Source organism: Burkholderia puraquae, from assembly GCF_002099195.1.
Lineage (GTDB): Bacteria > Pseudomonadota > Gammaproteobacteria > Burkholderiales > Burkholderiaceae > Burkholderia > Burkholderia puraquae.
Map to the genome: position 1 here is coordinate 1 of NZ_NBYX01000015.1, position 26,510 is coordinate 26,510.

25 protein-coding genes and 1 pseudogene are annotated in these 26,510 nt (G+C 68.0%); 23 read left to right on the plus strand and 3 right to left on the minus strand.

The annotated features are described in order from the left end of the window. The 4 genes and pseudogenes from B7G54_RS25460 to B7G54_RS25470 all read left to right on the plus strand — a co-directional run. Positions 1 to 216: pseudogene (locus B7G54_RS25460) on the plus strand (amidohydrolase); the annotation flags it as partial. Position 217: 1 nt separating this feature from the next. Beyond that, on the plus strand, positions 218 to 664 hold the full coding sequence (locus tag B7G54_RS25465; RefSeq protein WP_085041588.1) for a DoxX family protein: 447 nt from the start codon (positions 218 to 220) through the stop codon (positions 662 to 664). Between the two features lie 37 nt (positions 665 to 701). Continuing rightward, positions 702 to 845: a hypothetical protein gene (locus B7G54_RS39170; RefSeq protein ID WP_165765620.1), complete on the plus strand. Its 144-nt coding sequence runs from the start codon at positions 702 to 704 to the stop codon at positions 843 to 845. Beyond that, positions 842 to 1,534: a YoaK family protein gene (locus tag B7G54_RS25470; RefSeq protein ID WP_085041589.1), complete on the plus strand. Its 693-nt coding sequence runs from the start codon at positions 842 to 844 to the stop codon at positions 1,532 to 1,534. Before B7G54_RS39170 ends, B7G54_RS25470 begins: the two co-directional genes overlap by 4 nt. Positions 1,535 to 1,662: 128 nt before the next feature. Here the strand turns inward: B7G54_RS25470 and B7G54_RS25475 are convergent, their stop codons facing one another. Together B7G54_RS25475 and B7G54_RS25480 are read right to left on the minus strand one after the other, a co-directional pair. Then, positions 1,663 to 2,751 carry an aldose epimerase family protein gene (locus tag B7G54_RS25475; RefSeq protein WP_085041590.1) on the minus strand — a complete coding sequence of 363 codons (1,089 nt, stop codon included), beginning with the start codon at positions 2,749 to 2,751 and terminating at the stop codon, positions 1,663 to 1,665. Positions 2,752 to 2,778: 27 nt separating this feature from the next. Next, the gene (locus B7G54_RS25480) at positions 2,779 to 3,972 is read right to left on the minus strand and encodes a XylR family transcriptional regulator (protein ID WP_085041591.1); all 1,194 of its coding nucleotides are present in this window, start codon (positions 3,970 to 3,972) and stop codon (positions 2,779 to 2,781) included. A 266-nt stretch (positions 3,973 to 4,238) separates the two neighbouring features. Between B7G54_RS25480 and xylA the strand changes: the two genes are divergently transcribed. From xylA to B7G54_RS25560, 15 genes are all read left to right on the plus strand, one after another. Continuing rightward, positions 4,239 to 5,561, plus strand: a complete 1,323-nt coding sequence (gene xylA / locus B7G54_RS25490) for a xylose isomerase (RefSeq protein ID WP_085041592.1) — start codon at positions 4,239 to 4,241, stop codon at positions 5,559 to 5,561. Positions 5,562 to 5,565: 4 nt separating this feature from the next. Further along, entirely contained in the window at positions 5,566 to 7,044 is a 1,479-nt protein-coding gene (gene xylB, locus B7G54_RS25495; RefSeq protein WP_085041593.1) for a xylulokinase, read from the plus strand. Positions 7,045 to 7,151: 107 nt separating this feature from the next. Next, positions 7,152 to 8,180 carry a D-xylose ABC transporter substrate-binding protein gene (gene xylF, locus B7G54_RS25500; RefSeq protein ID WP_085041594.1) on the plus strand — a complete coding sequence of 343 codons (1,029 nt, stop codon included), beginning with the start codon at positions 7,152 to 7,154 and terminating at the stop codon, positions 8,178 to 8,180. Positions 8,181 to 8,246: 66 nt separating this feature from the next. Then, entirely contained in the window at positions 8,247 to 9,806 is a 1,560-nt protein-coding gene (xylG, locus tag B7G54_RS25505) for a D-xylose ABC transporter ATP-binding protein (RefSeq protein ID WP_085041595.1), read from the plus strand. Next, positions 9,803 to 11,014, plus strand: a complete 1,212-nt coding sequence (locus B7G54_RS25510; RefSeq protein WP_085041596.1) for a sugar ABC transporter permease — start codon at positions 9,803 to 9,805, stop codon at positions 11,012 to 11,014. Before xylG ends, B7G54_RS25510 begins: the two co-directional genes overlap by 4 nt. A gap of 37 nt (positions 11,015 to 11,051) precedes the next feature. Beyond that, on the plus strand, positions 11,052 to 11,369 hold the full coding sequence (locus tag B7G54_RS25515) for a hypothetical protein (protein ID WP_085041597.1): 318 nt from the start codon (positions 11,052 to 11,054) through the stop codon (positions 11,367 to 11,369). Positions 11,370 to 11,711: 342 nt separating this feature from the next. Further along, positions 11,712 to 12,389 carry a GntR family transcriptional regulator gene (locus B7G54_RS25520; RefSeq protein WP_085041598.1) on the plus strand — a complete coding sequence of 226 codons (678 nt, stop codon included), beginning with the start codon at positions 11,712 to 11,714 and terminating at the stop codon, positions 12,387 to 12,389. Between the two features lie 141 nt (positions 12,390 to 12,530). Then, positions 12,531 to 13,316, plus strand: a complete 786-nt coding sequence (locus B7G54_RS25525; RefSeq protein ID WP_046546481.1) for an ABC transporter substrate-binding protein — start codon at positions 12,531 to 12,533, stop codon at positions 13,314 to 13,316. 85 nt (positions 13,317 to 13,401) lie between these two features. Continuing rightward, a complete protein-coding gene (locus B7G54_RS25530) occupies positions 13,402 to 14,100 on the plus strand; it encodes an ABC transporter permease (protein WP_085041599.1) in 699 nt (232 codons plus the stop codon). Beyond that, positions 14,097 to 14,837, plus strand: a complete 741-nt coding sequence (locus tag B7G54_RS25535) for an ABC transporter permease (protein ID WP_085041600.1) — start codon at positions 14,097 to 14,099, stop codon at positions 14,835 to 14,837. The genes B7G54_RS25530 and B7G54_RS25535 overlap by 4 nt, the downstream gene beginning before the upstream one ends. Further along, the gene (locus B7G54_RS25540; protein WP_085041601.1) at positions 14,834 to 15,598 is read left to right on the plus strand and encodes an ABC transporter ATP-binding protein; all 765 of its coding nucleotides are present in this window, start codon (positions 14,834 to 14,836) and stop codon (positions 15,596 to 15,598) included. Before B7G54_RS25535 ends, B7G54_RS25540 begins: the two co-directional genes overlap by 4 nt. Before the next feature lie 79 nt (positions 15,599 to 15,677). Continuing rightward, on the plus strand, positions 15,678 to 17,048 hold the full coding sequence (locus B7G54_RS25545) for an aspartate aminotransferase family protein (protein ID WP_085041602.1): 1,371 nt from the start codon (positions 15,678 to 15,680) through the stop codon (positions 17,046 to 17,048). Between the two features lie 14 nt (positions 17,049 to 17,062). Further along, a complete protein-coding gene (locus tag B7G54_RS25550; RefSeq protein ID WP_085041709.1) occupies positions 17,063 to 18,652 on the plus strand; it encodes a gamma-glutamyltransferase family protein in 1,590 nt (529 codons plus the stop codon). A 45-nt stretch (positions 18,653 to 18,697) separates the two neighbouring features. Continuing rightward, positions 18,698 to 19,672, plus strand: coding sequence for an agmatinase (gene speB / locus B7G54_RS25555; RefSeq protein WP_085041603.1), 975 nt, complete (start codon positions 18,698 to 18,700; stop codon positions 19,670 to 19,672). 160 nt (positions 19,673 to 19,832) lie between these two features. Beyond that, positions 19,833 to 20,954, plus strand: a complete 1,122-nt coding sequence (locus tag B7G54_RS25560) for a porin (protein WP_085041604.1) — start codon at positions 19,833 to 19,835, stop codon at positions 20,952 to 20,954. Between the two features lie 16 nt (positions 20,955 to 20,970). On the opposite strand, the gene B7G54_RS25565 is transcribed toward B7G54_RS25560, so the two are convergent. Then, positions 20,971 to 21,927: a mannuronate-specific alginate lyase gene (locus B7G54_RS25565; RefSeq protein WP_085041605.1), complete on the minus strand. Its 957-nt coding sequence runs from the start codon at positions 21,925 to 21,927 to the stop codon at positions 20,971 to 20,973. Between the two features lie 194 nt (positions 21,928 to 22,121). Between B7G54_RS25565 and B7G54_RS25570 the strand changes: the two genes are divergently transcribed. From B7G54_RS25570 to B7G54_RS25585, 4 genes are all read left to right on the plus strand, one after another. After that, positions 22,122 to 23,612, plus strand: a complete 1,491-nt coding sequence (locus B7G54_RS25570) for a sensor histidine kinase (protein ID WP_085041606.1) — start codon at positions 22,122 to 22,124, stop codon at positions 23,610 to 23,612. After that, positions 23,594 to 24,970 (plus strand): sigma-54-dependent transcriptional regulator, encoded by a 1,377-nt coding sequence (locus tag B7G54_RS25575; RefSeq protein WP_085041607.1) that lies wholly within the window; start codon positions 23,594 to 23,596, stop codon positions 24,968 to 24,970. The genes B7G54_RS25570 and B7G54_RS25575 overlap by 19 nt, the downstream gene beginning before the upstream one ends. Positions 24,971 to 25,378: 408 nt before the next feature. Further along, positions 25,379 to 25,906 carry a hypothetical protein gene (locus B7G54_RS25580; protein WP_244289424.1) on the plus strand — a complete coding sequence of 176 codons (528 nt, stop codon included), beginning with the start codon at positions 25,379 to 25,381 and terminating at the stop codon, positions 25,904 to 25,906. 42 nt (positions 25,907 to 25,948) lie between these two features. Next, positions 25,949 to 26,497, plus strand: a complete 549-nt coding sequence (locus B7G54_RS25585; protein ID WP_085041609.1) for a hypothetical protein — start codon at positions 25,949 to 25,951, stop codon at positions 26,495 to 26,497. The last annotated feature ends 13 nt before the right edge of the window (positions 26,498 to 26,510 follow it).

Genomic DNA, 26,510 nt, shown 5'->3' on the forward strand with positions numbered 1-26,510 from the left:
TCGCCGGTGCGCGCCTACGGCGGCTATGGCGGCTGGGGTGCGACGCAGCGCGACGGCGCGCCGCTGCAGCGCGCGGCGGCCGCCGCGATGTGCGGCTGCGCGAGTGCGTGCGGCATGCACGGTCATGCGCATGCAAGCGCATGGGGCCGCACGTTGCCGACCTCGGACGCGAAGGGCTTCTGGGGCGCGTTCGGCTGTTCGTGCTGGGCGGTCTGACATGGCGATCGCAACCGGCCGGTGCAGCCCCGGGTGGATTCGTGCCCTCCTTTCGCAGGCGTGGGTCGGCTCGCTGGTACGGCTCGCGCTCGTTTCCGCGTTCCTGATCGGCGGGGTGAACAAGGCGATGCACTTCGGCGAGGCGGTCGCGGAGCAGGCGCATTTCGGCCTGCACCCGCCCGCGCTGTGGGCGGCACTGGCGATTGCGGTCGAGATCGGCGGCTCGTTGTGCGTGCTGTTTCGCCGGTTCACGTGGATCGGCGCGGGTGGGCTCGGCGTGCTGACCGTCGTCGCGATGGCGGTGGCGAACGACTTCTGGAACCAGTCGGGTGTCGCCCGCTTCATGGCGCTCAACAGTTTTTTTGAGCACCTGGGCTTGATTGCGGCGCTCGTCCTTGTCACCATCGTCGGCGATAGTCAACGTGGGGACGGCGACGGTAGTCCCTGAGCGCCCGGTCGGACGTCGAAACCGAAGGAACGAAGCCGTGAGGAAAGGCCGCGCTGAAGGGTTTTTCAAGGCGACGGCAAGCGGCTTCGTTGCGACGTTGACTTCCGGCGAACGCGACGCGGCGGTCGTGCAGTCTTCGGGCGCCGCGTCGCCCAACCTCTACTCAAACATCACGAATTGAAATCTGAAGACACCATTCTTTCCGCGGTCGCCGGGTTCGTCGATACGCTGAGCTTCGTCTCGCTGTTCGGGTTGTTCACCGCACACGTGACCGGCAACTTCGTGCTGATCGGCGCCGGCGTTGCCGGGTTCGGGCAGGGCATCCTGCTGAAGCTGAGCGTGTTTCCCGCATTCGTGTGCGGCGTCGTCGCGGCGAGCCTGATCGCGCGGTCGCTGTCCGCGCGGCCGGCATGGCAGGGCACGCGTGCGCTGCATACGGTGCAGGCCGTGCTGCTGCTCGGCTTCTGCGCGGCCGGTGTGTGGGCGACGCCCGTCACGCAGTCCGACAGCCTGCCGGTGCTGGTGGCCGGCATCGTCGGCACGTTTGCGATGGGCGTGCAGAACGCGCACCCGCGCGTCATCGCACGTGCCGGCGTGCCGAACACGGTGATGACGGGCAACGTCACGCAGGCGATTCTCGATGTCGTCGACCTGTTGTCCGCCGGCACGGCCGAGAGCGCACGTGCGGCCGCGCGTGCGCGGTTCGGCAAGATGTTGCCGGCGATCGTCGCATTCGCGCTCGGCGCAATGGCCGGCGCGATCGGCTTCCGCTACGTCGGATTCTGGGCGCTGCTCGCGCCGGCCGGCGCGCTCGCGGTGCTGGCATTGACCTCCGGCGCGCACGACACGGCGCCCGCCGCGCGGAGCTGAGTTGGCGTGACACGGCCCAGCGGCCGGCATGCCGTCAGGGCAATGCGGCCGAGCCTCGATACGCGCCGGGAATTTCCTCGAGCGTATCGCGGTCGTGCCGGCGCGGGCGGTCATGCAGCCCGCGCACACTATGCATGAACGGCCACCCGATACCGGGTGGTCTGTCGATAGACGGCGCCCGGATCAAGGATCACGTCGTCGCGCAGGCCGGCCATGTTGACCTGGTCCGGAAAGCCGCCCGCTTCCACGCACAGCGCTGCGTGTCGCGCGCAAAGCGTGCCGCCGCTCACGCGCACGCCGTCGAGATAGTTTCCCGTATAGAGTTGCAGGCCCCGCTGATCGGTCGACACGATCAATTCGCGGCCGCTTTCCGGATCGTAGACGCGCGCAACGGGCCGGACCTCTTGCGCGCCGCCGCCCAGTACGAAGCAGTGGTCGAAGCCGCGCGCACGAGCCAGTTGCGCGTTCGGCCAGTCGAGGCGCGCGCCGATCGGCGCGCTTTGCCGGAAATCGAAGGCGGTGCCCGTCACGTCGGCCGTGCCGGTCGGGATCAGCGCGTCGTCCACTTCGAGGAACGCGTCGGCGTCGATGTGCAGCAGATGGCCGCGCACGTCGCTGCCCGGGCGCCCGTTCAGGTTGAAGTAGCTGTGATTCGTCAGGTTCAGCGGCGTCGGTGCATCGGTCCACCCCGCATAGTCGATCGTCAGCGTGCCGTCGTCGTCGAGCGTGTAGCGAACCTGCACGGACACGTTGCCGGGAAATCCCGCGTCGCCTTCCGGCGAATCGAGCCGAAGCGTCAGCCCGCCGCAGTCGTCGATCACGTCCCAGCGCGCGCGATGAAAACCGTTCGACCCGCCGTGCAGCAGGTTGCCGTTCTCGTTGCGGTCGAGCTGGTAGCTGATGCCGTCGAGCTCGAAGCGCGCGCCGGCGATCCGGTTCGCCCATCGGCCGATCGTCGCGCCGAGGTAGACACCGGATTCGAGGTATTCGGCCGGCGTGTCGTGCGCGAGCACGATATCGGCAAAGCGCCCCGTGCGGTCGGGGGCGAGCCACGACACGACGGTTGCGCCGAGGTCGCTGACGCCGACACGCATCCCATGCGCGTTGCGCAGCGTATAGCGCCGCACGGGCTCGCCGTCGGGCAACGCGCCCCACGGCTCGGAATGCACGCGGGCCACGCCGGGCGTCAGGTGTGAAGAATCGGTATCGATGTGCATGGGTGGAGGTCAGATTGGCGGCGGGCGTCAGTATGAGGTGGCCGCGCGTTCCTGGTATTCGCGCGGCGTGCAGCCCAGCTCGCGCCTGAACACTGCGTACATGTACTGCAGCGACGTGAACCCGCAACGGATCGCAACTTCGGCGCTCGACGCCTGCCGGCCGGCGAGCAGCGCCTGCGCGGCCTCGAGCTTGTGGCGCAGGATTTCCTGGTGCACGGTGCGCTGCAGTTCGCGCCGGAAGTGCTCCTCGAGCAACGAGCGCGATACGCCGACATAGTCGGCGACCTGTTCGGTCTTGATTCCCTGGCACGCATACTGGCGAATGAAATGCCGAGCACGCATCACGTGCGGGCTCGCAAGCGGCTGGTGGCGCGTCGACTCGAGCACGTTGATGCCGACCGGCGGCACGAGAATGCGCTGCCCCGGAAAGCGCGCACCGCGCAGCATCCGGTGCAGCAGGTGCGCGGCGGTGCGGCCCATTTCCTCGGTGCCCTGGATCACCGACGACAACGGAATGCGAGTCAGCGTGCGCGTGAGCGGATCGTTGTCGATGCCGATGATCGCCACCTGTTCCGGCACGGCGATGCCCGCGATCAGGCACGCCTGCAGCAGGTGCCGCGCGCGCGCATCGGTGACCGCGATCACGCCGACGGGCTTCGGCAGCGCATGCAGCCAGCCGATCAGCTGTTCGATCGCGTGATTCCAGCCCGACGCGCTCGTCGACAGCCCGCGGTAGATCGGCGCATCGAGCCCGTCGGCGCGCGCGAGCCGGTCGAACGCGAGCTCGCGCTGCTGCGCCCAGCGGTTCTCCTGCGCGACCGGCAGGCTGTACATCGCGAAGTGCGCGAGTCCCGCGCCGATCAGGTGCGTGTACGCGAGCGACACGAGCTTCGGGTTGTCAGTCGCAATATATGGGACATCGTCCGGATATTGCGCTGGATCCTCGTACGACGAACCGACCGCGACGATGGGCAGCGACGAGCCGGCGAGCGCGTCGGCGACGGCCGGATCGTCGAAGTCCGCGATGATGCCGTCGCCGTCGAAGCGCTCGATGCCGGTGAGCCGGCAGCGGAAGTCGTCCTCGAGAAACAGGTCCCACGCGACGCGCGTCGTGTGCAGGTACTGGCCGATGCCGCTGATGATCTCGCGGTCGTAGACCTTGTTCGCGTTGAACAGCAGCGCGATGCGATGCGGTGTCTGGGCGGAAGGAACGCGTGTCATCTCGATCTCGGGGCGCGTGCCTTGGGGGCGTCGTGCCGTTGTCTCCGGGGTGCGCCTCGGGCGGCTGGGCGCGGTGGTCTGGTGTTCGGCGATTGTAGGACGGAACGCGCGCCGCACGTAGCGGCTGGCAAGAAACATTAAGCGTGCTGCGCAATTTCGCAATTGCCGGCCGGCAGGCACGCGGGCACGATCCAGCCAACCGAATTCGGCCGCGTGCGTCGCCGCGACGCGCGTTGCGCTGCAACAAGACCCTGCACGGAGACGCCATGTCGTATTTCGAACACATTCCCGCGATTCGCTACGAAGGCCCGCAGTCGGACAATCCGCTCGCATACCACCATTACGACCCCGCGAAGCGCGTGCTGGGCAAGACGCTCGCCGAGCATCTGCGGATCGCCGTCTGCTACTGGCACACGTTCGTGTGGCCGGGGCATGACATGTTCGGGCAAGGCACGTTCCGGCGGCCGTGGCAGCAGCCGGGCGACGCGCTCGAATTGGCGCGGATGAAGGCCGATGCGGCGTTCGAGTTCTTCACGAAGCTCGGCACGCCTTTTTATACGTTCCATGACACCGACGTCTCGCCGGAAGGCGACAGCCTGCGGGAATATGCGGCCAATTTCGCGCGGATGGTCGACTATCTCGGCGAGCGTCAGCAGGCGAGCGGCGTGCGGCTCCTGTGGGGCACCGCGAACCTGTTCTCGCACCCGCGCTTCGCGGCCGGCGCCGCGACGAACCCGAACCCCGACGTGTTCGCGTGGGCCGCGGCCCAGGTGTGCCATGCGCTCGACGCGACCCACCGGCTCGGCGGCGAGAACTACGTGCTGTGGGGCGGCCGCGAAGGCTACGAGACGCTGCTCAATACCGACCTGAAGCGCGAGCGCGACCAGTTCGCCCGCTTCCTGTCGATGGTCGTCGAGCACAAGCACCGGATCGGATTCAAGGGCGCGCTGCTGATCGAGCCGAAGCCGCAGGAGCCGACCAAGCATCAGTACGACTACGACGTCGCGACCGTGCATGGCTTTCTCGTGCAGTACGGACTGCAGAACGAGATCCGCGTGAACATCGAGGCGAATCACGCGACGCTCGCCGGGCACTCGTTCCATCACGAGATCGCGAATGCCTTCGCGCTCGGCGTGTTCGGCAGCGTTGACGCGAACCGCGGCGATCCGCAGAACGGCTGGGACACCGACCAGTTCCCGAACAGCGTCGAGGAGCTGACGCTCGCGTTCTACGAAATCTTGCGCCACGGCGGCTTCACGACCGGCGGGATGAACTTCGACGCGAAGGTGCGGCGCCAGAGCGTCGATCCGGAAGACCTGTTCTACGGCCACGTCGGCGCGATCGACGTGCTCGCGCTCGCGCTCGAACGCGCGGCGGTGCTGGTCGAGAACGACCGGCTCGACGCGCTGCGTCGTCAACGCTACGCGCAGTGGGACGACGCGTTCGGCCGCAAGATCCTGTCGGGCGGCTATACGCTGGAGTCGCTCGCGGCCGATGCGCTCGCGCGCGGCGTGAACCCGCAGCACGTGAGCGGCGCGCAGGAGCGGTGCGAGAACATCGTGAACCAGGCGATCTACGGGCTGCGCTGACGCCATGTACATCGGACTCGATCTCGGCACGTCGGGCGTGAAGGCCGTGCTGCTCGACCGCGACGGCGCGGTGCGGGTGAGCGCGAGCCGCCCGTTGACGGTGAGCCGGCCGCGGCCGCGCTGGTCCGAGCAGGCGCCGCGCGACTGGTGGGACGCGGCATGCGGCGCGCTTGCCGCGCTCGTCTCGGATGCGCGCACCGCGGGCATCGACCCGCGCGACATCGACGCACTTGGACTGACCGGGCAGATGCACGGCGCGACGCTGCTCGATGCGCATGGCGACGTGCTGCGCCCCGCGATCCTGTGGAACGACGGCCGGGCGGACGCCGAGTGCGACGAACTCGAACGGCTCGCGCCCGCGCTGCGCACGGTGGCCGGCAACATCGCGATGCCGGGTTTCACCGCACCGAAGCTGCTGTGGGTGCGTCGTCACGAGCCCGACGTGTTCGCGCGCATCGCCTCCGTGCTGCTGCCGAAGGACTATCTGCGCTACCGGCTGACCGGCGCGTTCGCGACCGATCCGTCGGATGCCGCGGGCACGCTGTGGCTCGACGTCGCGAAGCGCGATTACGACGACACGCTGCTCGCCGTCTGCGGGCTGTCGCGCGCGCAGATGCCGGCCGTGTTCGAAGGCAACCGCATCACCGGCACGCTGCTGCCGGCCGTCGCACGGGCGCTCGGCCTGCGCGAGATCCCGGTGGTGGCCGGCGGCGGCGACAACGCGGCCGGCGCGGTGGGCGTCGGGATCGTGCGGCCCGGCGATGCGTTGCTGTCGCTGGGCACGTCGGGCGTGTATTTCGCGGTGTCGGACGGGTTTCGTGCGAATCCCGAATCGGCGGTGCACAGCTTCTGTCATGCGCTGCCGGATACGTGGCACCTGATGTCGGTGATGCTGAATGCGGCCGGCTGCGTCGACTTCACCGCGCAACTGGCCGGCTACGACGGCGTCGCGGCGCTGCTCGACGATGCCGAGACGAACGCACGCGCGAGCCGCCCGTGGTTCCTGCCGTACCTGAGCGGCGAGCGCACGCCGCACAACGACGTGAACGCGAAGGGCGTGTTCTACGGGCTCACGCCCGACACGCAGCGCGCAGATCTCGCGAACGCGACGCTCGAAGGCGTCGGCTTCGCGCTGCTCGACGGAATCGACGCGCTGCATGCGGCCGGGCTCGCACCCGACAGCATCACGGTGATCGGCGGCGGCTCGCGCAGCGCGTACTGGACGCAGATGCTCGCCGACCTGAGCGGCCGCGCGCTGACGCTGCGCGCGGGCGGCGAAGTGGGGCCGGCGCTCGGCGCCGCGCGCCTCGCGCATCTGGCGGTCGAACCGCATGCGCGGCTCGGCGACGTGTGCCCGCAGCCGCCCGTCGTCGCGGTGCGCGAGCCCGATCCCGCGCGGCATGCGTGGTATCGCGACGTGCGCCGACCGACGTTTCGCGCGCTCTACCGCGCGCTCGAACCGGTGTTTGCAACGGGCGGATGAACGGCGGCCCGCCGCTGGGCCGTCCGTAGCAGTGACTCGATGCGGGCGGCGCATTCCGGCGCCGGCCCGGCGTTCGTGAGGTTGTCCAATAACAAGGAGTTGGAGACATGAAATCCGTGACGCGTCGTACCGTATTGAGTTCGCTTGCCGGCGCCGCCGCGCTGGCGATCGTCGCATTGGGCATGCCGCTCGCGCATGCGAGCAAGGACAAGCCCGAAATCGGCTTCTGCATCGACGACCTGCGCGTCGAGCGCTGGTCGCGCGATCGCGACTATTTCGTCGCGGCCGCGACGAAGCTCGGCGCGAAGGTGTCGGTGCAGTCGGCCGACGCGAGCGAAGAGCGGCAGATCTCGCAGATCGAGAACCTGATCTCGCGCGGCGTCGACGTGATCGTGATCGTGCCGTTCAATTCGAAGACGCTCGGCAACGTCGTCGCCGAAGCGAAGAAGGCCGGCATCAAGATCGTGTCGTACGACCGGCTGATTCTCGACGCGGACGTCGACGCGTATATCTCGTTCGACAACCAGAAGGTCGGCGAGCTGCAGGCGCAGGGCGTCTACGATGCGAAGCCGAAAGGCAATTACTTCCTGCTGGGCGGCGCGCCGACCGACAACAACGCGAAAATGCTGCGCGAAGGGCAGTTGAAGGTGCTGAAGCCCGCGATCGACCGCGGCGACATCAAGGTCGTCGGCCAGCAGTGGGTGCCCGAGTGGAGCGCGTCGACCGCGCTGCGGATCGTCGAGGATGCGCTGACCGCGAACAACAACAAGATCGATGCGATCGTCGCGTCGAACGACGGCACGGCCGGCGGCGCGATCCAGGCGCTCGCGGCGCAACATCTGGCCGGCAAGGTGCCGGTATCCGGGCAGGACGCGGATCTCGCGGCGGTCAAGCGCGTGATCGCCGGCACGCAGACGATGACTGTCTACAAGCCGCTCAAGCTGATCGCGAGCGAAGCGGCGAAGCTCGCGGTCGATCTCGCGAAGGGCACGAAGCCTGCGTTCAATGCGCAGTACGACAACGGCCGGAAGAAGGTCGACACGGTGCTGCTGCAGCCGACGCTGCTGACCAAGCGTAACGTCGACGTCGTCGTGAAGGACGGTTTCTATACCCAGGCCCAGCTGGCGAGCCAGTAAGCGTACGACGGACGCGACGCGCGGCCGCCGCGACGGCGGCCGCGCTTACTGCGAGGCAATGAACGAATGACGGAACCCTTGCTGACGATGCGCAGCATCGTCAAGGAATTCGACGGCGTGAAAGCGCTCGACGGTATCGACCTCACCGTGCGGCCCGGCGAATGCGTCGGGCTGTGCGGCGAGAACGGCGCGGGCAAATCGACGCTGATGAAGGTGCTGTCGGGTGTCTATCCGCATGGCACGTGGGACGGCGAAATCCGCTGGGAAGGCGCGCCGCTCGCGGCATCCGGCGTGCGCGACACGGAGCGGGCGGGCATCGTGATCATCCACCAGGAGCTGATGCTCGTGCCCGAACTGTCGGTTGCCGAGAACATCTTCCTCGGCAACGAGATCACCCTGCCGGGCGGGCGCATGCACTTCTCGGCGATGGTCCGGCGCGCCGAGGAGCTGCTGCGCGAGTTGCGGATCGACTCGATCAACGTCGCGCAGCCGGTCATGAACTACGGCGGCGGCCACCAGCAGTTGATCGAGATCGCGAAGGCGTTGAACAAGGACGCGAAGCTGCTGATCCTCGACGAACCGTCGTCGTCGCTGAGCGCCGCCGAAACGCGCATCCTGCTCGACATCGTGCGCGACCTGAAGCGGCGCGGCGTGGCGTGCGTGTACATCTCGCACAAGCTCGACGAGGTGGCGGCCGTCTGCGACACGGTCACCGTGATCCGCGACGGCCGTCATGTCGCGACCGAGCCGATGGACGCGCTGACCACCGACCGGATCATCGCGATGATGGTCGGCCGCGAGATCCGCGACCTGTATCCGCGGGAGGCGCACGAGATCGGCGACGTCGTGCTGGAAGCCCGCCACGTGACGTGTCGCGACGTGACGAACGCGCGCCGCAAGCGGGTCGACGACGTGTCGTTCAGCGTGCGGCGCGGCGAGATCCTCGGCGTCGCCGGGCTCGTCGGCGCGGGCCGCACCGAGCTGATGCAGGCGATCTTCGGCGCGTATCCCGGCGCGTGCACGGCGACCGTGACGATGAACGGCCGCCCGCTGTCGATCCGCTCGCCGGCCGACGCGATCCGCGCAGGCATCGCGATGGTGCCGGAGGACCGCAAGCGCCACGGCATCGTGCCGCAGCTCGGCGTGGGCCACAACATCACGCTGGCGGTGCTGCGGCGCTTCGCGGCACGCGGGCGGATCGACGCGGCCGCCGAACTCGATGCGATCCGCACCGAGATGCAGCGGCTGTCGGTGCGCGCCGCGCATCCGTTCCTGTCGATCGCGAGCCTGTCGGGCGGCAATCAGCAGAAGGCGGTGCTCGCGAAGATGCTGCTGACCGAGCCGCAGGTGCTGATCCTCGACGAACCGACGCGCGGCGTCGACGTGGGCGCGAAGGTGGAGATCTACCGGCTGATCTTCGCGCTTGCGAAGCGCGGCGTCGCGCTGATCGTCGTGTCGTCGGAGCTGCCGGAGGTGCTCGGTCTCGCCGATCGCGTGCTGGTGATCGGCGAAGGCGAGCTGCGCGGCGATTTCGTCAACCAGGGCCTCACGCAGGAACAGATTCTCGGCGCCGCGCTGAAGCCCGCGCGGCTGCCCGCCGAACCCACCGCAGCGAGTGCGACATGAATTCCGAACTTTCTTCCTCGACCCCGGCGACGCCGGATACCGATGCGCGCCGTCCCGACGGGCGCGGGCCGCGGCTGGCGTTGCGCCACGTCTTCACGCGCTACAAGCTGCTTGCGCTGCTGTTCGCGGTCGTCGCGATCTGGGCGTTCTTCTCGGTGCTGACGGACGGCGCGTTCGTCACGCCGCGCAACGTATCGAACCTGCTGCGGCAAATGTCGATCACCGGCATGCTCGCGTGCGGGATGGTGTTCGTCATCATCGCGGGCGAGATCGACCTGTCGGTCGGCTCGCTGCTCGGGCTGCTCGGCGGCGTCGCCGCGATCCTCGACGTCAACCGGCACTGGCCGGTCGCGGCCACGGTCCCCGTCGTGCTCGCGCTCGGCGTGCTGATCGGGCTCTTCAACGGCTGGTGGTCGACCTATCGGCGCGTGCCGTCGTTCATCGTCGGGCTCGGCGGGATGCTCGCGTTTCGCGGCATCCTGCTCGGCGTGACGGGCGGCTCGACGATCGCGCCGGTGTCGGACGGCTTCGTGTTCATCGGGCAGGGCTATCTGCCGCGCGTCGCCGGGGACGGCCTCGCGGTGCTGCTGTTCGTGGTCGCGACGCTGCTGGTGGTGCGGCAGCGCGGCACGCGGCGGCGCTACCGGCTCACGGTCGCCCCGCTGTGGCAGGACGTCGCGAAGATCGTCGGCGCGGGCGCCGTGCTGTTCGCGTTCGTTGCGACGCTCGACCGTTACGGCGGCATTCCGGTGCCCGTGCTGCTGCTGCTCGTGCTGCTCGGCGTGTTCTCGTGGATCGCGACGCAGACGGTATTCGGCCGGCGCATCTATGCGGTGGGGTCGAACCTGGAGGCGACGCGGCTGTCGGGCGTGGACACCGATCGCGTGAAGCTCGTGATCTTCGCACTGATGGGGCTGATGTGCGCGTTTGCCGGCCTCGTCAACACGGCGCGGCTCGCGGCCGGGTCGCCGTCCGCCGGCACGATGGGCGAGCTCGATGCGATCGCCGCGTGCTTCATCGGCGGCACGTCGATGCGCGGCGGGTCGGGCACCGTCTATGGTGCGCTGATCGGCGCGCTCGTGATGGCGAGCCTCGACAACGGGATGTCGATGCTGGACGTCGACGCGTACTGGCAGATGATCGTCAAGGGCGCGGTGCTGGTGCTGGCGGTATGGATCGACGTGGTATCGCGGTCGAACCGGCGGTGACGCGCCGGTCGGTCGCGAGTCGACGAAGAGGAAGACCATGGAACGAAACACGATGCGCGTGCCGGACGTTGCCGTGCGGGCGGCCGGGCCGTTCGCGATACCGGATGCCGGTTCCGTGCTGGGCCTGGATGATCCGCGCGACCGGCAGGTGATCGCGGATGCGCTGCGCGCGCTGCTGCGTGAGCGTTCCGAAGCGCTCGCGTTCGCGATGCGCATGGCCGACCAGTGCGGCCGGCCCCGGCCCGATGCGGCCGATTTCGCGCTGACCGACATCATTCGGCTCGCTCGTATCGTCGAGCGGATCGAGCGGGACGGCGCGTCGCAGCGCGCTGCCGTGCCCGCGGACGCGCGCTGACAGGCGAGGCGGCCGCCGCGCGGGCCGCAGGCTAAAAAAGCGCCACGCATGCCGTGTGCTCAACGCGGCGCACGCTGCAATGGGGTGATACGCCCGACGTCGGACTCCCGGCGTCGGGCGTTTTTGTTGGCGGCTGAGGGCGCATCAGTGCCTCGCCGATCCCAAGGGTTAACCCATATTCGACATTATTTCTGGCGTCGTATAGTGCAGCCGTAGATACAAATATCCACTATTACACAAACCTTTCATTCGAGATCGAACGGAAGTTCGCGAGCCTGCCATGCGCCTTCGGTGTGCGGGCATTTGGCGGCGATGCCGACGTTCCGCGAAAGAGGTCATTGCATGAACATGGACACACGTACGCCGCCGCTGCATCCGCAATTTCCCGCCACGGCCGAGGAAGAGGCCTACGCACACGTGCTCTACCGTATCCGGATGGGGACGTACAAGGCCGGCGATCGCCTGATTCCCGAGGACATCGCCGCCGAGATCAATACGAGCCGCATGCCGGTGAGGGAGGCGTTCCGTCGGCTCGCCAGCGAAGGGCTGGTCGCGATCCGTCCGAATCGCGGCGCGATCGTGCGGGGGCTCGACGTCGACGAGATGGAGGTGGTGTTCGGCATGCGCGGCGTACTCGAAGGGCTGGCGGCGCGCATGGCGCTGCCGAACATCACGCCGCGGCATGTCGACGAACTGACGCGCCTGATCGACGTGATGGAGCGCGCCGAGCCGGACGGCCAGCAGTGGGTGACCGCGCATCGCAGCTTTCACGAGTATCTGTGTCAGCTGTGCGGGCGCCAGCGCCTGATCACGCAGATTGCCGGGCTGCACACGGTGGTGGAACCGCACATGCGTCTGTGGCTCGAGCGGGCCTACAAGCCGAAGACGTCGCGCGACGACCACATGGGGCTGATCGACGCGATCCGGGGCTGCGATCCTGCCGCGCTCGAGGCCGCGGTGCGCGAGCACATCGAAGCGACCGTCCCGGCCGTGCGCGACTGGATGACGGGCGGGCACTGACGGAAACAGGACGAGGCGATGGTTGTCGCCTCGTGCCTATCGATAAGTGATCCGAACGAATTGTCGGACAAAACACCTGCAACACGATCACGCAGTCATTTCCCACGAAACACGTTACGGAGTGTCGATATGAAACGACCCATGATGAGATTCCTGCTGCTCGTCGCCGTCCTGCTGGCGGCCGCGCAGGCCCACGCGAAAGAGTGGAAGGACATCCGGATCGGCTATGAAGGCGCGTACCCGCCGTTTTCGTCGATGCAGCCCGACGGCACGCCGGTGGGCTTCGACATCGACGTCATCCATGCGCTGTGCGCCCAGATGCACGCCAATTGCACGCTGGTGCAGATCGGCTGGGACGGCCTGCTGCCCGCCCTGATGGCCGACAAGGTCGACGCGATCGTCGCGTCGGTCGCGATCACCGCCGAGCGCAAGCAGAAGGTCGCGTTCACCGACAAGTACTACAACACGCCGCGCCGGCTGGTCGTCGCGAAGAACAGCCCGATCAAGGACGCGACGCCGGCGGAACTCAAGGGCAAGCGCGTCGGCGTCCAGCGCGGCACGCTGGCCGACAAGTACGCGAGCGCGTACTGGGTGCAGAACGGCGTGCAGCTGGTGCGCTACCCGACCCAGGACGAGGTCTATCTCGATCTGCGCTCGGGCCGCATCGATGCCGCGTTGCAGGATGCGACCGCCGCCTATTCCGCGTTCCTGACGAAACCGGAAGGCGCGAACTTCAAGTTCGTCGGCACGCCGATCGTCGGTACGACGCCCGAGCAGAAGACGCTGCTGGGCGAGGGTTACGGCATTCCGGTGCGCAAGACCGACGACGATCTCCGGCAGCAGCTGAACCAGGCGATCACGGCCATTCGCGCGAACGGCGTGTACCAGTCCATCGAGAAGAAGTACTTCGATTTCGACATCTACTGATCGTCCGTCGATCGGCATCGCGCCGGCGTGCAAGTATGCGCCGGTGCGGCCGGAACGAACCGCTAGAGCGCGGGAAAGGAGCGTCATGTCCGCATTACAGCAATACCTGCCGGCCCTGTTGCGCGGCGCCCAGGTGACGATCGTGCTCGCCGTGCTGTCCGTCGCGCTCGCCGTGTGCATCGGCATGGCGGGCGCGATGGCCAAGCTGTCGGGCTCGCGCGTGCTGGTGTCCGCCGCCACCGCGTATACCACGCTGATTCGCGGCGTGCCGGAGTTCGTGATGATGCTGCTGGTGTTCTATGGCGGCCAGATTCTGCTGAACCGGCTGTCGGCCGCGTTCGGCCTGCATGCGCCCGACGTCGACGCGTTCGCCACCGCGGTGCTGACGATCGGTTTCATATTCGGCGCGTACTACACGGAGACGTTCCGCGGCGCGATCCTCGGTGTGCCGCGCGGCCAGATGGAGGCGGCGCGCGCATACGGATTCTCGGGCTGGCTCGCGTTTCGCCGCATCCTGTTTCCGCAGATGGCGCGGCTCGCGTTGCCCGCCGCCCTGAACAACTGGCTGGTGCTGCTCAAGACCACGGCGATCGCGTCGCTGATCGGCCTGCACGACGTGATGTTCATCTCCGACCAGGCCGGCCGCACGACCCAGGCGCCGATGACGTTCTATCTCGCCGCCTGCGCGGTGTATCTGCTGGTGACGTCGGGATCGACGGCGTGCGTGGCGCGTGCCCGCGTAAGGCTGAACCGCGGCATGCGCGAGGGGAGGCTGCACGGATGAGCCATGAGCAATGGATGTCGCTGCTTGGTGCGTACACAGGCGGGCTGTGGGTGACGGTACAGCTGACCGTGGGTTCGCTTGCTCTCGGGCTGCTGCTCGCGATTCCGCTCGCCGTGCTGCGCGTGTCGCCGAACCGTTTCGTGCACGGCCCGGTGGCGGTCTATACGTGGTTCATGCGCGGCACGCCTTTGCTCGCGCAACTGATGATCGTGTATTACGGCTTCGGCCAGTTTCAGTGGGTGCAGGACGCGTGGCAGCGCGGCAATCCGCTGCTGTTGCTGCTGCGCGATCCGTTCGGCTGCGCGATGATCGCGCTGACGGCGAACACCTGCGCGTACACCGTCGAAATCCTCGCCGGTGCGATCCGCGCGATCGCGTACGGCGAAATCGAAGCGGCGCAGGCGTACGGGATGTCGCGAGCGACCGCCTGGCGCCGCATCGTGTTGCCGTCGGCGCTGCGCCGCTTCCTGCCCGCTTACAGCAACGAAGTCATCCTGATGTTGCACGGCACGTCGCTCGTCAGCGCGATCACGCTGATCGACCTGACGGGCGCGGCGCGCGATTTCTACGCGAACTACTACGCACCGTTCGAGGCGTTCATTTCTGTCGGCACCGTCTATTTCGCGTTGACCGGGCTCGTCGCGCTGCTGATCCGGGCAACCGAGCGCCGCCTGCTCGTTCACTTGCGGCCGCTGCAGCTTTCCACGCTCGCCCAATCGCGGAGCCACGCCACATGAATGCACTGTCCGTCGAGAATCTCCACAAGCGCTACGGCGACAACGAGGTCCTGAAAGGCGTCTCGCTGGCCGCCCACCCGGGCGACGTGATCAGCGTGATCGGCTCGTCGGGGTCGGGCAAGAGCACGCTGCTTCGATGCATCAATTTCCTGGAATCACCATCGTCGGGCCGCGTCTCGCTCGGCGGCGGCGAGGTCAGGACGTCGCTCGACCGCAGCGGCCGGATCAGGATCTCGGATCCCGTCCAGTTGCGCCGGATGCGCACGCGGCTCGCGATGGTGTTCCAGCATTTCAATCTGTGGGCGCACATGACGGTAATGCAGAACGTCGTCGAGGCGCCGCTGCACGTACTGAAGCTCGGCCGCGCGGAGGCGCGCGAGCGGGCGGAACGCTATCTCGAGCAGGTGGGCATGACGCGCTTTGCCGATGCGTATCCGGCGCACCTGTCCGGCGGCCAGCAGCAGCGTGTCGCGATCGCCCGCGCGCTCGCGATGGAGCCCGATGCGCTGTTGTTCGACGAACCGACGTCGGCGCTCGATCCGGAGTTGGTCGGCGACGTGCTCAAGGTGATGCGCGATCTCGCGCGCGAAGGCCGCACGATGATCGTCGTCACGCACGAGATGGGCTTCGCGCGCGAAGTGTCGAACCACGTGATGTTCCTGCACGAGGGCATCGTGGAGGAGGAAGGCCATCCGCGTGACATATTGAAGACGCCGAAAAGCGGACGGTTGCAGAAGTTCCTGTCCGGCGGGCTCAAATAGCGGGAACCGGCGGCCTGTTCAGGCCGGTGCCGTACACGCAAGACACGACCATGGAAGAGACGAAACCAGGAAGGTACTCATGCACACTCTGAAGCAGAACGACATCGATCACGTCCTTCATCCGTACACGAACCTGAGCCGCCATCGCGATGTCGGGCCGATGGTGATCGAGCGCGGCGAGGGCGTCTACGTGTACGACACGGAAGGCAACCGTTATATCGAGGCGCTGAGCGGCCTGTTCTGCGCGTCGCTGGGGTTCAGCGAATCGCGGCTCGCCGACGCGGCGGACCGGCAAATGCGCAAACTGCCGTTTTATCACGCGTTCGGTCATAAGTCGTCCGAACCGTTGATCATGCTGGCCGAGAAACTGATCGCGATGGCGCCCGTTCCGATGTCGAAGGTGTTCTTCGCGAACTCGGGTTCCGAAGCCAACGACACCGCGATGAAGCTGATCTGGTATTACAACAACGCGCTCGGGCGGCCGCTGAAGAAAAAGATCATCGCACGCACGCGGGCGTACCACGGCGTGACGATCGCGTCCGCGAGCCTGACCGGCTTGCCGAACAATCATCGCGACTTCGACCTGCCGATCGACCGCATCCTGCATACGGATTGCCCGCACTACTACCGTCATGCGCTGCCTGGCGAATCGGAAGAGCAGTTCGCGACGCGCTGCGCCGAGTCGCTCGAGCAACTGATCCTGCGCGAAGGGCCCGACACGATCGCCGCGTTCTTTGCCGAGCCGATCATGGCGTCGGGCGGGGTGATCGTGCCGCCGGCCACCTATATGGAGAAGATCCAGCGCGTGCTGAAGCAGTACGACATCCTGCTCGTGGCCGACGAGGTCATCTGCGGGTTCGGTCGCACCGGCAACATGTTCGGCTCGGAAACCTTCGGCATGCAGCCCGACATGATCGTCGTCGCCAAGCAGCTGTCGGCCGGCTACCTGCCGATCTCGGCGCTGATGGTCAACGATGCGATCTATCGCGCGCTCGTCGCCGAAAGCGAGAAGATCGGCACGTTCGGCCACGGCTTCACGTACAGCGGCCATCCGGTTTGCGCGGCCGTCGCGCTCGAGACGCTGCGTATCTACGACGAAGACGGCGTGCTCGACCACGTGCGCAGCGTGATCCCGCACTTCCAGCAGCGCGTGGCCGATCTCGCCGGGCATCCGGTCGTGGGCGAAGCGCGCGGGGCCGGGCTGCTCGCGGCGGTCGAACTGGTTGCCGACAAGGCGACGAAAACGCCGTTCCCGCCGTCCGAAGGCGTGGCCGCCCATGCCGGCGAGCGGGCGCTCGCGTACGGCGTGATCACGCGCGCGCTCGGAGATGCGTTCAATTTCTGCCCGCCGCTGATCATCACGCACGACGAAATCGACCAGTTGTTCGACGCGTCGAAACGGGCGCTCGACGACACGCTCGCGTGGCGCCGGTCGCTGGCGGCACGCTGAATCGGGAGCGCACCATGAGGAATTTCGAACAACCGGGCCGCTCGCTCGTGATGTCGACCGGCGCGATGGCCGCGACGTCGCATCCTGCGTCGACGCTGGCTGCCGTCCGGATCCTGGAAGCGGGCGGCAACGCGATGGACGCCGCGATTGCCGCGTGCGCGGTGCAATGCGTCGTCGAGCCGGGCTCGACCGGCATCGGCGGCGACTGCTTCGCGCTCTATTCGCGCGGCGGCGGCGACGACATCGTCGGCTTCAACGGGTCGGGCTGGGCGCCGGCCGCCGCCAGCGTCGAGCGGCTGAGCGCGCTCGGCGTCACGGCGATCGAGCGCCACTCGCCGCACGCGGTGACGGTGCCCGGAGCGGTCGACGCATGGGCGACGCTCGCGCGCGACCACGGCTCGCTGCCGCTTTCCGCGTTGCTCGCGCCCGCGATCCGGTTCGCCCGTGACGGCTATGCGGTCGCGCCGCGCGCGGCGGCGGACTGGGCGCATCAGGCGCAACTGCTGTCGCTGGACGCCACGAGCCGCGCGCAGATGCTGGTGGCCGGCCACGCGCCGCGGGCAGGCAGCGTGCATCGGCAGCCGCTGCTTGCACGCACCCTTGAGGCGATCGCGCAAAGGGGCCCGCGCGTGTTCTACGAAGGCGGGGTCGCGGAGGACATCGTGGCGCGCCTGCGCAGCATGGGCGGCCTGCATATGATGGACGACTTCGCGGCGTTCCATGGCGAATACGTGACGCCGATCACCGCGCGCTTTCGCGGCTACGACGTGCACGAGTGCCCGCCGAACGGGCAGGGCGTCATCGCGCTGCTGATGCTGAAGCTGCTCGAAGGCTTCGACGCGAACGACGATCCGCTCGGCGCCGAGCGCCTGCACCGCGAGATCGATGCCGCGCGCGTCGCGTATGCGCTGCGCGACGTGCTGCTGGCGGATCCGCGCCGGCGGCCGATGGACGTCGATACGCTGTTGTCGGAGGCATCCGTCGAATCGCTGCGTACGCGCATCGCGGCGCTGCACGCGATCGGCGCGCCGGTCGCGGCGCCGGTGGAGCACAAGGACACGGTCTACATCTGCGTGGTCGACAAGGATCGCAACTGCGCGAGCTTCATCAACTCGCTGTTTCATCCGTTCGGCAGCGGCATCATGTCCGCGCAAACGGGCGTGATGCTGCACAACCGCGGCCAGAGCTTCACGCTCGAAGCCGGCCACCCGAACGCGATCGCGCCGCACGCGAGGCCGATGCACACGATCATTCCCGGCATGGTGACCCGCGACGGCAAGGTGCAGATCACGTTCGGCGTGATGGGCGGCCACTATCAGGCGATGGGGCATGCGCACTTCCTGTCGAAGGTGCTCGACTACGACCTGGACCTGCAAACGGCGATCGACCTGCCGCGCATTTTTCCGCGGCCGGGCACCGATCAGGTCGAGGTCGAATGCACGATGCCCGCGGCGGTGCGTGAAGCGCTCGCGCGTCGCGGCTTCAACCTCGTCGCGCCGAGCTGGGCGATCGGCGGCGCGCAGGCGATCCGGATCGACTGGGAGGCCGGCACGCTGATCGGCGCGTCCGACCATCGCAAGGACGGCTGCGCGCTGGGCATCTGACACGGGCGTGCGCGTTATCGGCACACGAAAAAGGGGTGATGCATCATGCAGAAGCAGTCGGTCGTACGCGGAGACGGCGCGATCCGTCGCGAATCGCCCTATGGTTCGTCGAAGGAGAACACCTATGCGGGCGTGGTGTCGTTCATGCGGCGCCTGTATACGAAGGAACTGGCCGGCATCGATCTCGCGGTGACCGGTGTGCCGCTCGATATCGCGACGACCAACCGTCCGGGCGCACGGCTCGGCCCGCGCGCGATCCGTGCGGCGAGCAGCCAGCTCGGCGTGCTGCTGCCGTATCCATGGGGGATCAATCCGTTCGACGACTATGCAGTGATCGACTACGGCGACTGCTGGCTCGACCTGCACAATCCGTCGACCGTCAAGGAGACGATCGTCACGCATGCGCGCACGATTCTCGATGCCGGTGCCCGGATGTTGACGCTCGGCGGCGATCACTACATCAGTTATCCGTTGCTCGTGGCCCATGCGGAAAAGTACGGCAGGCCGCTGGCGCTGATCCATTTCGATGCGCACTGCGATACCTGGCCCGACGATCAGCCGGACAGCCTCAATCATGGGTCGATGTTCTACAAGGCGATCAAGGACGGGCTGATCGATCCCGCCCACTCGGTGCAGGTCGGCATCCGGACATGGAACGACGATTTCATGGGCGTGTCGGTGCTCGATGCGGCTTGGGTGCATGAGCACGGCGTGAACGCGACCATCGCGCGCATCGTCGAGATCGTCGGCGCGCGGCCGACTTATTTCACCTTCGACGTCGACGGGCTCGATCCGGCGTTCGCGCCCGGCACCGGCACGCCCGTGCCGGGCGGCCTGTCGAGCGCGCAGGCGCTGTCGATCATCCGCGGGCTCACGTCGGTCGACCTGGTCGGCGCGGACGTGGTCGAGGTCGCACCCGCCTACGATCATGCGGACATTACCGCGCTGGTCGCCGCGCACGTGGCGAGCGAACTGATCTGCCTGTTCAGGCACCGCGCTCGCGCGGTACGGTACAGGTAGAACCTCGGGACGCGCCGGCGCTGCGTGTCGCCGTCGCGTTCAGCGGAAATGCAGCGACCCGTATCGCCTTAATCAATTCGTTATCCAAATCAAATGACGAATGATGTCCGAAGCACGTCAATCAGATGGATCAACCACGCAACGACAGGAGAGAACGGCAATGAAATGGATCGCATCGACCACCCTCGCATGCGCGGCCGGCATGTGCGGCAACGCATTCGCGCAAAGCTCGGTCACGCTTTACGGCGTCATCGACGAATCGATTCAGTACACGCACAACACCGGCGGCGCGAGCAACCAGGTCAAGCTGCAGTCGGGGCAGATGTCCGTCAGCCAGTGGGGGCTGAAAGGCACGGAGGATCTCGGCGGCGGCCTGAGCGCGCTGTTCAACCTGCAGAACGGCTTCAACGTGAACAGCGGCAAGATGAGCGGCGGCCTGCTGTTCGGGCGCAAGGCGTTCGTCGGGCTGGCTGGCGGATTCGGCACGGTGACGGCCGGCCGTCAGCAGGATACGTTGCAGGATCTGGTGTTGCCGGTGCAGGGCAACAATTTCCTCGAGTACTTCACGGCGCCCGGCGACGTCGACAATGCCGACGGCTCGGTTCGCAACAGCAATGCGGTCAAATGGGTGAGCCCGTCGTGGGGCGGCCTTCAGGTGGCCGCGATGTACGGGTTCGGCGGCGTGGCCGGCTCGGTCGGCTCGGGGCAGGCGTACAACGCGGCGATGTCGTACACGGCCGGGCCGTTGACCGTCGCGGCCGGTTACGCGCATCTGGACAACGGGAACGCGGTGCTGTCGACGCGCGGCACAAGCAGTGCCGATACGATTTTCCTGTCGCCGGTCAACAACGCGTACGCGACGGCCAGCGCGGTGAATATCGCGCGCGCCGGCGTGAGCTACGTGCTCGGCGCATTCACGGTGGGCGGACACTACAGTTATGCCGAATACCTGCGCGACGGGAATTCGACGTTCGGGACGGCCGAGCGCTACAACAACGGCTCGGTGTTCGTCGCGTGGCAGGCTTCGTCCGCGCTGCTGTTCGAGACGGGTTACAACTACCTGAAATCGCACGGCGATTCGTCGGCCACGTACCAGCAGGTCACGCTCGCGGCCGACTACGCGCTCAGCAAGCGCACCGATCTCTACGCGACGATGAGCTACGGGCACGCGTCGGGCAGCAACGGCGCGGGCCCCGCGCAGGCGGTGATCGCGGACGCCTACGTCGATGGCGGCAAGGCGACCCAGGAGCTTGCGATCATCGGCATTCGCCACCGATTCTGATCGAATGCGCCGCGCATCATGGCAGCGGCGCGCCCCATGCCGCCGTGACGTCGCCGCCGAGCCGCCATTCGCTGAACGGGCGGCGCGGCGCGATGATCGCCGGCAGGCGGCGATCGTGAAAGCGCGCGTAGTACGGCTCGACCCAGCTCAGCTCGTCGCGGAACGTCCACGGAAACAGGTCCTGCTTGATCGGCGTGATCTTCCTGAAACTCGCGGGATCTTCCACCGCGTCGATCACGAAGCTCGCGAGGCGGCCGATCGCACCGTCGTTTTCTCGGTAGAGATCGATGTTGCGCCGCTGAACGAGTTCGGCCGCGAACACGAGCGGCAGCAGCGCAAAGGTGTGATAGTGGAGCGCGCGGTCGCCGCGCTTGACCTCGCGCTCGAGCGAACCGTCCGGGCGGATGTCGCGAATGCCTTCGCGCACCCGCGGCAAGCCGGAATCGATCAGGCTTGCATTGTCGGTGACGGTGCCGATCGCGATCAGATTGAGCCCTGCCCAGTACACGAGATTGTTGTGCAGGTGGTTGATCGCTTCCGCATTGCGGGTCGCGATCGCGATGCGTTCGAGCCATGGGTCGATCGCGTTGAATTTCCCGCGGTTCGCGTCGCGCAACCCGCGCGGCATGCGCAGGATCACCATCGCGAAATCGGTGCCGGCCCACGAGCGCTCGTAGTACCCCTGATAACCGGAGATGGTACCCATCAACGCATCCGATTGCGCCCAGCTGTCGAGCAGCGTCAATGCGCACGACCAGTCGCCGTGATCGGCCGCCGTGTTCCGCTTGGCGACGAAGTCGCGCATCGGCTTCACGTCGCGCGCATAACCGGTGGGGTCGTCGTAGTAGCCGGGCGGGTCGATCGTCCGCACGGGGGAAGGCACTTCGCATGCGTGGCTGGCGGAGGCCGTGCCGATGAGTGTACCGGCGGCGAACAGGACGGCGAACAAGGTTCGAACGGAACGGGCGCGCATGGGGGGCTCGACGGTGATGTTCCGGCTGGACGCTGGACCGAAGGCAGTCTAGCGCCCGAGGCTTTCGCCCGCCTTTCCGGGGCGAGCCGGTGCCGCCGGCCCGGCAGGACACCCGTGCGACGCATGGCGATCGTGTCGGCTTCGCATGACAGGCAATACGCTATTCTGTCGTCCTCAACCGCCAGCCCGATCTAATGAAGCGTCCGTCGTTTTCCACCCAACTCGTCCTGCTCTGGGCACTCGTCGCGGCGCTGTGCGCGACGCTGGTCGCGGTCGTCTGGGTCACGGCGAGTTCCGCCGAGAGTCAGCAGGTGGCCGGCGCGAAGGCCGCCGGCGCGTCGGCATGCGAGGCGGTCGCGTCGCGTTACAGCGCGTCTTCCGCGTCGCCAGGCGCCGGGCCCTCCCCGGAGCTGATGCACGCGATCCTCGACATCGTGCTCTCCCGCGCGCCCGACATGGAGGGCGGGTTCTGGATGCCCGGCGCCGCCCCTGCGGCGAGCGGCTTTCTCGCATATTCCTTTCCCACCTACCAGGGCAGCGGCGTCAAACACGACGTTCCGGAAGCGGAAACACCGCTGATCGTCCGCACGCTGCGCGCCGCGGCCGCGACGCATGCCGCGACGGCGAACGTCGTCGAAGGCGCGCAGGATGCCGTGATCGCGGCGGCCTGCCCGGTTCGCGGCGGATCGGGGCTGTACGTGTGGATGCTGACGCGTGCGCGCCCGCCGCTGGGCCGGCACGGCGAGTTGCTGGCCACGGGCCTCGCGGCCGTACTCGCCGTGATTCTGGCGATCGCGGCGGCGCTGGCCGTGGCGCTGCGCCGATGGAAGCGCAATCTCGCGCGGATCGAGAGCGGGCTGGGGCCCGACGGTCGCGAGCATCACCTGCCGTACGTCGGCGAGCCCGATCTCGATCGCGTCATCGATGCGTTCAACGAGCGGGCGCGGCGCGCGGACCTGCTGCAACAGCAGGCCGACGAACTGCGCACGCGCCTCGCGCAGGCCGAACGCTTCGGCATGCTGGGGAAGCTTGCCGCGCAGGTCGCGCACGAGATTCGCAATCCGATGGGCGCGATGCGGCTGAAGGCGGAAAACGCGCTGGCCGGCGATGGCCGGCGGCAGCAGGACGCGCTGCGCGTGATCCTCGCGCAGATCGAGCGCATCGATGCGCAATTGTCGAGCCTGCTCGCGTTGACGCAGCCGGTGCGCCCGCATGCGACACGGGTCGACGTCGATGCGTGGCTCGCGCAGGTCGTCGACGCGCACCGCGAACTGGCGCAGCGGCAAGCGACCGACCTGACGCTGTCGCTCGCGGGGCAGGGCGAACGGCTTGCGTGGCCGTCGGATTTTCCCGCGTTCGATCCCGACCAGATGCGGCGGGCGCTCGACAATCTGCTGCTCAACGCGCTGCACCACGCGGGCGACGGCGGCGCGGTCACGCTCGCCGCCGAGCGGCGCGCGTTCGCCGGGCGCGACTGGCTGTGCATCACCGTGTCGGACAGCGGCCCCGGCGTGCCGGCCGCGCAGCGCGAGCGTATTTTCGAGCCGTTCGTGACGGGCCGCGCGGATGGCACGGGCCTCGGCCTTGCCGTCGTCCGCGAAGTGGCGGCGGCGCACGGCGGGCACGCGCGCCTCGACGGGGGCGCCGCATTCGTGATTGAAATTCCATGGCAAACATCCTCATAGTCGACGACGACGCGGCCTTTCGCGACAGCCTCGCCGAAACGCTCGCCGATCTCGGTCATCGGGCCGTCGAGGCTGCAACCGGCCCGGCCGCGCTCAGCACGCTGCGCGACGGCGGTGGCGTCGAATGCATCTTTCTGGATTTCCGCCTGCCGGATCTGGACGGGCTGGCCGTGCTCGCGCAACTGCGCGACGATCCCGCGCTGGCCGCGATTCCGGTCGTCATGCTGACGGCCCATGCGACCAGCGACAACACGATCGAAGCGATGCGGCTCGGCGCATTCGATCACCTGACGAAGCCGATCGGGCGTCGCGACATCGCGCAACTGCTCGAACGCATCGTGTCGGCGAATCAGCCGCCCGCGCTCACGCCGCGCGACAGCGATTTCGCGGGCGAACCGTCAGCGGACCGACCGCGACTGCTGGGCGTGAGCGCCGCGATGCGCGACGTGCAAAAGCAGGTCGGCCGCGCCGCGATGAGCGACGCGACCGTGCTCCTGACCGGCGAGACGGGCACGGGCAAGGAGGTGGCGGCCCGCGTGCTGCATGCGGCATCGGCCCGGCATGCGGAGCCGTTCGTCGCCGTGAACTGCGCGGCCATCCCGGCCGACCTGCTCGAAAGCGAGTTGTTCGGCCATCGTCGCGGCGCGTTCACGGGCGCGCATGCCGATCGCGCGGGCCGCCTCGTCGAGGCCGACGGCGGCACGCTCTTTCTCGACGAGATCGGCGACATGCCCGCCGCGATGCAGGCGAAGCTGCTGCGCGCGCTGCAGGAGCGCCAGGTGATGCCGCTCGGCGCAGATCGCGCCACGGCAATCGACATTCGCGTCGTGGCCGCGACGCACCGCGACCTCGTCGCGGCCGTCGCGAACGGCACGTTCCGCGAAGACCTCTTCTATCGGCTGAACGTCATTCCGCTGCACCTGCCGCCGCTCGCGGAGCGTGTGGCCGACATCCTTCCGCTCGCCGCGCATTTCCTGCGCAACGCGGCGGGCATGCGCGCGCTGCATCTGACGAACGACGCCCAGCGCGCGCTGCTCGATCACCGCTGGCCGGGCAATGTGCGGGAACTGCGCAACGTGATGGAGCGGGCGGCCGCGCTCGCCCCCGGGCCGGCCGTCAGCGCGGCCGATCTCGGCCTGGCCGCCGTGCCGGCGCGTGAATCGGTCTCCGATGCGGTGCCGGCGCACCTGCTCGACATGTCGCTGCCCGATGCGCTGGCGACGGTCGAGCGCGCGGCGATCCTGCGCGCGCTCGAGCGCGCGAACGGCAACCGCGCGGAAGCCGCGAGGCAGCTCGGCATCGGCCGCCAGTCGCTCTATGCGCGCATGGCGAATCTCGGGATCGAGCGCGACGACTAGGCGTGCCGTTTCGACTGTCGGGAATGCCGACATCGGGTGAAGCGACGTGTCGGGAAATCCGACATGTTTCGCGCGCGTCGTCGTTCGGCGCATGGCTACGCGGGGCGTCGCGGGTTGGCACGGGTATTGCGGATATCGATGCATCGCAACCCGTCGCCGGAGCCCGTCATGAAGTCGTACCTGCCTGTCGTTCGATCGCGGCCGCCGTGCCGTGCCGCCGTGCGCCGCTCGTATCGCATGCTCTGCGCTGCCGCACTCGTTGCCGTCGCAACGGTCAGCCTGGCGCAGGTGCCGCCGGCGCCGCGCGCGGACGACCCGGCCGGCGCCATGCCGCCGCCTCCTGCTCCTCCTCGGCCTCGCGCGCCTGTGCCTGCCGTACCCGGAAACGACACCGCCTCGGATGCGCTGGTGTCCGGCACGCTGTCGCGCCTGACGATCAATCCGGAAGGCACCGTCGACGGCTTCGTGCTCACCGACGGCACGCTCGTCCGCCTGCCGCCGCATCTCGGTTCGCAACTGACTGCGCTCGTGAAAACGGGCGACCGCGTGACGGTAGCCGGCGAACGACGCGTCGACGATGAAATCCGTGCCCGCGTAGTCCGCAACGACGGCACCGGCGCGTCGCTGTCCGATCAGCCGCACGCGCCGCCGCCCATGCTGCGCGGCGTCAACCTTGCCCGCCTGAGCGTGTCCGGCGTCGTGCGCCGCGTGACGCGCGCGCCGCGCGGCGAGCCGGACGGTGTGATGCTCGACAGCGGGGCGATCGTCAAGCTGACCGTTCCGGCCGCCCAGCAATTCGGCGCGCTGCTCGTCCCCGGCGAGCGCGTGGCCGCGGTCGGCTACGGCACGCGCAACGCGTACGGCGAAGCGCTGCAGGCGACGGCGTTCGGCGCGCCGGGCCATGTCGTGAATCTCTATGACGATGTCGCGCGCTGAGCGCGCGGCGCTTTTCCCCAATCCATCGAAAGGAGTCCTGCCATGCATTGGATCGATCCCGCCTGCCTGCCCGAAACGCGCGGCCGCGTCACGCAGTTCCTGCTCAATCCGCACGGAGACATCGACGGCCTGATCCTGAACGGCGACCTGCAGGTTCACGTGCCGCCGCATCTGGGCCGCGAACTGGCGCGCCGTGTCGCGGTTGGCGACCGCATCCGCGTGCGGGGCGTCAAGCCGCGTCGCGCGGCGATGATCGCGGCCGTGCAACTGACCGGCCGCGACGGCGTCGACATCGTCGACGACGGGCCCGCGCACGCTGCACCGCCGAAGCCGACGCACGCCGCTCGAAAACCGATGGAATCGAGCGGCGAAGTCGCGTTCGCGCTGCACGGCCCGAAAGGCGAGGTGAACGGCGCGTTGCTGACGAGCGGCGTCGCGTTGCGGGTGCCGCCGCATGCGGCTGAAGCGCTGCACGATTATCTGCGTCCCGGTGTCCATGTGCAGGCGTGGGGGCAAGGTGTCGTCACGCCGCACGGCACGACGCTCGACGTGAGCGAGATCGCCGAGCTCGTCGATGCGGATGCCGAATGATTGAGCGACGGTG

Excerpts from the sequence above, each read along its gene's own strand:
- B7G54_RS25465 (WP_085041588.1), top strand. The coding sequence starts at position 218 with ATGGCGATCGCAACCGGCCGGTGCAGCCCCGGGTGGATTCGTGCCCTC.
- B7G54_RS25475 (WP_085041590.1), bottom strand. The coding sequence starts at position 2,751 with ATGCACATCGATACCGATTCTTCACACCTGACGCCCGGCGTGGCCCGC.
- B7G54_RS25480 (WP_085041591.1), bottom strand. The coding sequence starts at position 3,972 with ATGACACGCGTTCCTTCCGCCCAGACACCGCATCGCATCGCGCTGCTG.
- xylA (WP_085041592.1), top strand. The coding sequence starts at position 4,239 with ATGTCGTATTTCGAACACATTCCCGCGATTCGCTACGAAGGCCCGCAG.
- xylB (WP_085041593.1), top strand. The coding sequence starts at position 5,566 with ATGTACATCGGACTCGATCTCGGCACGTCGGGCGTGAAGGCCGTGCTG.
- xylF (WP_085041594.1), top strand. The coding sequence starts at position 7,152 with ATGAAATCCGTGACGCGTCGTACCGTATTGAGTTCGCTTGCCGGCGCC.
- xylG (WP_085041595.1), top strand. The coding sequence starts at position 8,247 with ATGACGGAACCCTTGCTGACGATGCGCAGCATCGTCAAGGAATTCGAC.
- B7G54_RS25510 (WP_085041596.1), top strand. The coding sequence starts at position 9,803 with ATGAATTCCGAACTTTCTTCCTCGACCCCGGCGACGCCGGATACCGAT.
- B7G54_RS25515 (WP_085041597.1), top strand. The coding sequence starts at position 11,052 with ATGGAACGAAACACGATGCGCGTGCCGGACGTTGCCGTGCGGGCGGCC.
- B7G54_RS25520 (WP_085041598.1), top strand. The coding sequence starts at position 11,712 with ATGAACATGGACACACGTACGCCGCCGCTGCATCCGCAATTTCCCGCC.
- B7G54_RS25525 (WP_046546481.1), top strand. The coding sequence starts at position 12,531 with ATGATGAGATTCCTGCTGCTCGTCGCCGTCCTGCTGGCGGCCGCGCAG.
- B7G54_RS25530 (WP_085041599.1), top strand. The coding sequence starts at position 13,402 with ATGTCCGCATTACAGCAATACCTGCCGGCCCTGTTGCGCGGCGCCCAG.
- B7G54_RS25535 (WP_085041600.1), top strand. The coding sequence starts at position 14,097 with ATGAGCCATGAGCAATGGATGTCGCTGCTTGGTGCGTACACAGGCGGG.
- B7G54_RS25540 (WP_085041601.1), top strand. The coding sequence starts at position 14,834 with ATGAATGCACTGTCCGTCGAGAATCTCCACAAGCGCTACGGCGACAAC.
- B7G54_RS25545 (WP_085041602.1), top strand. The coding sequence starts at position 15,678 with ATGCACACTCTGAAGCAGAACGACATCGATCACGTCCTTCATCCGTAC.
- B7G54_RS25550 (WP_085041709.1), top strand. The coding sequence starts at position 17,063 with ATGAGGAATTTCGAACAACCGGGCCGCTCGCTCGTGATGTCGACCGGC.
- speB (WP_085041603.1), top strand. The coding sequence starts at position 18,698 with ATGCAGAAGCAGTCGGTCGTACGCGGAGACGGCGCGATCCGTCGCGAA.
- B7G54_RS25560 (WP_085041604.1), top strand. The coding sequence starts at position 19,833 with ATGAAATGGATCGCATCGACCACCCTCGCATGCGCGGCCGGCATGTGC.
- B7G54_RS25565 (WP_085041605.1), bottom strand. The coding sequence starts at position 21,927 with ATGCGCGCCCGTTCCGTTCGAACCTTGTTCGCCGTCCTGTTCGCCGCC.
- B7G54_RS25570 (WP_085041606.1), top strand. The coding sequence starts at position 22,122 with ATGAAGCGTCCGTCGTTTTCCACCCAACTCGTCCTGCTCTGGGCACTC.
- B7G54_RS25575 (WP_085041607.1), top strand. The coding sequence starts at position 23,594 with ATGGCAAACATCCTCATAGTCGACGACGACGCGGCCTTTCGCGACAGC.
- B7G54_RS25585 (WP_085041609.1), top strand. The coding sequence starts at position 25,949 with ATGCATTGGATCGATCCCGCCTGCCTGCCCGAAACGCGCGGCCGCGTC.